The 4,155-nt window shown below is 58.1% G+C and carries 7 protein-coding genes and 1 other RNA gene; 6 read left to right on the forward strand and 2 right to left on the reverse strand.

Annotated features, from left to right (window positions below; all coding sequences use genetic code 11):
* Positions 1-29: 29 nt before the first annotated feature.
* The gene (locus ABF859_RS15440; protein ID WP_415528524.1) at positions 30-809 is read left to right on the forward strand and encodes a fasciclin domain-containing protein; all 780 of its coding nucleotides are present in this window, start codon (positions 30-32) and stop codon (positions 807-809) included.
* Here ABF859_RS15440 and ABF859_RS15445 read toward each other — a convergent pair.
* Both ABF859_RS15445 and ABF859_RS15450 read right to left on the reverse strand, forming a co-directional pair.
* The gene (locus ABF859_RS15445; RefSeq protein WP_415528519.1) at positions 780-1,358 is read right to left on the reverse strand and encodes a thiamine phosphate synthase; all 579 of its coding nucleotides are present in this window, start codon (positions 1,356-1,358) and stop codon (positions 780-782) included. The genes ABF859_RS15440 and ABF859_RS15445 overlap by 30 nt on opposite strands.
* A complete protein-coding gene (locus tag ABF859_RS15450) occupies positions 1,345-1,725 on the reverse strand; it encodes a hypothetical protein (RefSeq protein WP_415528520.1) in 381 nt (126 codons plus the stop codon). The genes ABF859_RS15445 and ABF859_RS15450 overlap by 14 nt, the downstream gene beginning before the upstream one ends.
* Positions 1,726-1,814: 89 nt before the next feature.
* Here ABF859_RS15450 and ABF859_RS15455 point away from each other — a divergent pair, with 89 nt between their 5' ends.
* The 5 genes from ABF859_RS15455 to ABF859_RS15475 all read left to right on the forward strand — a co-directional run bounded on the left by ABF859_RS15455 (position 1,815) and on the right by ABF859_RS15475 (position 3,980).
* Positions 1,815-2,033, forward strand: coding sequence for a hypothetical protein (locus tag ABF859_RS15455; RefSeq protein WP_415528521.1), 219 nt, complete (start codon positions 1,815-1,817; stop codon positions 2,031-2,033).
* 3 nt (positions 2,034-2,036) lie between these two features.
* On the forward strand, positions 2,037-2,381 hold the full coding sequence (locus tag ABF859_RS15460; protein WP_011251813.1) for a cell division protein ZapA: 345 nt from the start codon (positions 2,037-2,039) through the stop codon (positions 2,379-2,381).
* 49 nt (positions 2,382-2,430) lie between these two features.
* Positions 2,431-2,587: non-coding RNA, 6S RNA (gene ssrS, locus ABF859_RS15465), on the forward strand.
* On the forward strand, positions 2,574-3,161 hold the full coding sequence (locus ABF859_RS15470) for a 5-formyltetrahydrofolate cyclo-ligase (RefSeq protein ID WP_415528522.1): 588 nt from the start codon (positions 2,574-2,576) through the stop codon (positions 3,159-3,161). Before ssrS ends, ABF859_RS15470 begins: the two co-directional genes overlap by 14 nt.
* A gap of 3 nt (positions 3,162-3,164) precedes the next feature.
* On the forward strand, positions 3,165-3,980 hold the full coding sequence (locus ABF859_RS15475) for a TIGR00282 family metallophosphoesterase (protein ID WP_415528523.1): 816 nt from the start codon (positions 3,165-3,167) through the stop codon (positions 3,978-3,980).
* The last annotated feature ends 175 nt before the right edge of the window (positions 3,981-4,155 follow it).

Below are 4,155 nucleotides of genomic sequence, written 5' to 3' on the forward strand. Positions count from 1 at the left end.
CTCCCGCTCACAGGATGGTGCGATCAGGCATGGATGTGCGACTCGATGTTTTCTCCTCAGGACGGTTTCCGGGCTGGGGGAAGGGGCTGAAACTCGGCGTGGGGCTTCTTCTCGGCGCTTCCCTCTCCGCGTGTGGCGATCCTGATTGGCAGGGAACCGACTGGACGAAGAACTACCAGGACAGCTTCGAGACGCAGATCAGTGCCCGGGCCTCTTTCATGCCGGGTGGCAATGAGGGAGCCTACAAGCCAAGCCCGGACGGGACGCCCAGCAGCCCGGTTGCGTATCATTCACCGCCCATGCTGTCCTATGAGGACCGCCCGCTCGACGAAAACGTCACGGGCGCGCTGGAACTGGCCGACTACGTAAAGGCAATCCGCGTTGCGAAACTCGATCCCTGGATCAGTGGTCCCGGACCTTATACGCTCTTTGCTATTCCAAATGCCGCAATGGAGCGTCTGAATGCCCGCTGGCCCGGGGGGCTGCTTGCTCCGGCCAATCGCGGACAGCTTGTCCATATTCTGGGCTACACGATTGCCTATGGAAGATGGGACGAGGCCGCATTACGCAAGGCAATAGCCCGCAATCACGGTCACGCCATTGGTCTGAAGACCCTTTATGGCGATCTGCTGGGTGTGCAGGTTTTCCCGCAGACGGGCGAACTGATCCTCGAAAACACGGCAGGCGAGACCAACCGTCTGTGGGGGCGGTCTTTCCCGCAGTCCAACGGCGTTCTTTACTTTACGCAGGACACGCTTCTGCCGACGCCTGCGCCGGTCTCAGTCCCCCGCAAGCACCGCCATCGCTGAGAACCGTTCTGCGTCCTTGCCATCGAACTGAAGAGGGATGGCAAGGAAGTCAGCGGAGGCCGTGATGGCGGACGAAGCGTCTTGTGTGTTCACGATGCCTTCGGCGACCCCCGGAAGTTCCATGACCGAACTCCACCATGTCACCAGTTCAAGATTGCCGGCAGGAAAAGCGACGTAATCGGCACCCGATTCGCCTGCTTTCATGGCGTCATCGCGATTGGTACAGAGGCAGCCGATCGGCATGTCGCTTCCGACCTTGCCTCGCAGGGTGACGAGATCTTCGATGGTGGCGGCATGCAGACCGTCACAGAGTCCCAGAAGCGATTTCGGTGTGTCGGAAAGAGTGGGTCCCACTTCGAGGATCATGGCGACACCGTTGGCATGCAGCAGGTCCACGAGCCGTGAAAGCTGGGTTGTTTCCGGCGTCCATCCGGGCGGTAGCCGCAATGCCGTTATTTCAGGCAGGACGAGAATGTCACGGAGCACTTCCAGGGCGGCTTCAACATTAAAACCGGCAGGCAGGACGGGGTAGAGATCACAGGCTGTCATGAGCACGTTCTCGCAGATTGTTGCCGGGGGAGCTAGGCGGTCTGAGCGTCAGGATACGTCCGCGATACGGGGCATATGCCTCCAGAGCCTGCAGTTGTGGAGCGCTGGTCCGGCAGATGGCCCAACCGATTCTGGCATCCAGCGCCTGTCGGGCAATAGCAGGCGATCCGCCGCAATCCAGAACGGACAGTCCGGCGTGAGATCCTACAACTTCAAGCCACCAGGGCACACCGAAACTGTTTCCGGCGCTTTCCGCAGAAAGGGCAAAGAAGCGTTTTTTCCTGGACTGGATAATTCGCTCCATCTCGTCACGAGACGAAATCACGAAAACAGGATAGTGAATGGGCAGGGATGTCCTTGACCCCATGCGGGGATCGGGTCTTTCCTGAGAAGCGGGCCGGAGAGGGTCTGTATTGGGCATTTTACTGGCATAGTGATTGCAGGAATGGGAAAATCGTGGCGGTAAACGAGACAGGTATTGCGCAGGACGATAAGGCGGTTGAACGTCTTGAGGAAGCGATGATGCGGATTGCCGCTGCGTCCGAGCGTCATGTACTGGCGAAAGAGGCCTGTGAGCGCGCTCTTCATTCTGCTCCTGATCTTTCGGAATTTGCCGCCAATATCGACGCATTGTGTGCCCGTATTCAGGGTGTGCTTGACAGGAAGGAGGGCTGACCGATGGGGCAGGTATCCATTCGTCTCAATGGTTACGTCTACAATGTCGGGTGTCAGGATGGTGAAGAAGCCCATCTCTACGACATGGCCCGTCATGTGGAAGGCTGGCTCCAGCGGGCGCGGACGCTGGGTGGAGCGGCAAGCGAATCCAAGACGCTCATGATGGCCGCCCTGCTGATGGCCGATGAGATTTTCGAGTTGAAACGCCGGCAGATCTCACCCCAGGCCGAAACGCAGATCCAGCAGGCCGAGCAACTCCTTCGGCTTGAGGGGGCACGGCAGGACCGTCTGGCGCGTCTGGCGGGACAGGCGGAGCTTCTGGCTGCGGAACTCGAGCGTGCATCCTGATTCTACAACGTTTACATTGAACATCGGGCCGGACAGTCTAATATAGGTCGTGGAGCTGCCTGGTGCGTCAGGCAAATCATCCCCCGGGCCGATAAGCATTCCTACGGGAACTGGCTCTGTCGTGGCCCTGGTCACGTTAACCGGTGCCCACCTGCACTTGCAGGTCTAGGAGGGCTGAAAAGACCAACGGCTTTGGCGGCTCCACAGACTTCCGATCTCGATCTTCTGAAAAAAAACCTGCGCCTGAAAATGGCCCAGTTACGACAGGCAGCTTCTCCTGAGGACGAAGAGGCGTTGCGGGGGTTTCTTCTGAAGGAAATTCTGGCACGACCGGCTCACAGGGTTGCTGCGGTCTGGCCACTGGCCGGGGAAGTGGATCTCCGGCCACTCTGCCATGCTCTTTCGGCAGCCGGGCGGCAGGTTCTACTGCCCGAAACCACCCCCAAAGGCTCTCCCCTGATCTTCCGCCGATGGACGCCTGCCAGCATTATGGCTGCTGGCCGTTTTGGAACGTCACATCCCGAAGGCGAAATCGATATTCCGGATCTGGTTCTTGTGCCTTTTCTGGCGTTCGACGGCTTTGGCTATCGGCTTGGATATGGGGGCGGCTATTACGATCGCACTCTGGCCATGCTGGATGTGCCGGCAATCGGCTTCGGCTTTGCTGGACAGCAGATCGATCTCGTTCCCAGAGGTCCCTACGATGTTCCGATACCAGCGATCGTGACCGAGCGCGGGGTCATCAGGACCGATCCTTCCAAAATCACTATGAAAGACTGACTGTTGAGACTGCTGTTTCTTGGCGACATTATCGGGCGTAGCGGACGTGAAGCCATTATTCGGAACCTGGGCGACTGGCGCCAGAAACTCTCGCTGGATCTGGTCGTCGCCAATGGTGAAAATGCGTCACACGGATATGGCCTTTCCCCGGATATTGCCAGGAACCTGCATAATGCAGGGGTTGATGTGATCACGCTGGGCAATCATGCGTGGGATCGGCGGGACATGATCGGCTATATCAATCAGGCGCCTCATATCGTCAGACCGGCCAATTATCCTGCTGGAACGCCGGGGCAGGGGAGCCATATCGTCGAAATCAGTCGTGGGCGCCGGGCGCTGGTCATCAATGTGATGGGTCGTATCTTCATGGACCCGCTGGATGATCCTTTCCGGGTGGTCAGCGAAATCCTCTCCAAGCATCGTCTAGGTGTGACCGTCCACGCGATCCTGATCGATGTTCACGCAGAAGCTACCAGCGAGAAAATGGGCTTTGGGGCCTATTTCGATGGGCGGGCTTCTGTTGTGGTGGGAACGCATACCCATGTCCCGACGGCGGATCACCGTATTCTTCCCGCGGGCACGGCCTATCAGACAGATGCAGGTATGTGCGGGGATTACGATAGCGTTATCGGAATGGGAAAGCCTGCTTCATTGCATAAGCTCGTCCGAAAGATTCCGGGAGAGCGGCCGCAGCCGGCAGAAGGGGAGGCGACGGTCTGCGGACTTATGGTGGAAACTGACGACGCGACCGGGCTGGCCCGGAAGGTCGCTCCCCTGCGGATTGGTGGCCATCTGGCCCCCAACTGGCCGGACTTCTGAGAAAAGCAGAAAATTGGGAAAAATCCGCCTTTTTTCGAATTCGTTTCGCAATGAATAATGGGGGTTAGTCTCTTTTGTCCCGGAAAACCGGTATTTTTTCTGTTGATAAGTGCCTTGTGAATTCTGTTTGACACTATGCTGAGGTCCCCGTATAAGCCCGTTCACCGACGCGGCG

Source organism: Gluconobacter sp., from assembly GCF_047722525.1.
Lineage (GTDB): Bacteria > Pseudomonadota > Alphaproteobacteria > Acetobacterales > Acetobacteraceae > Gluconobacter.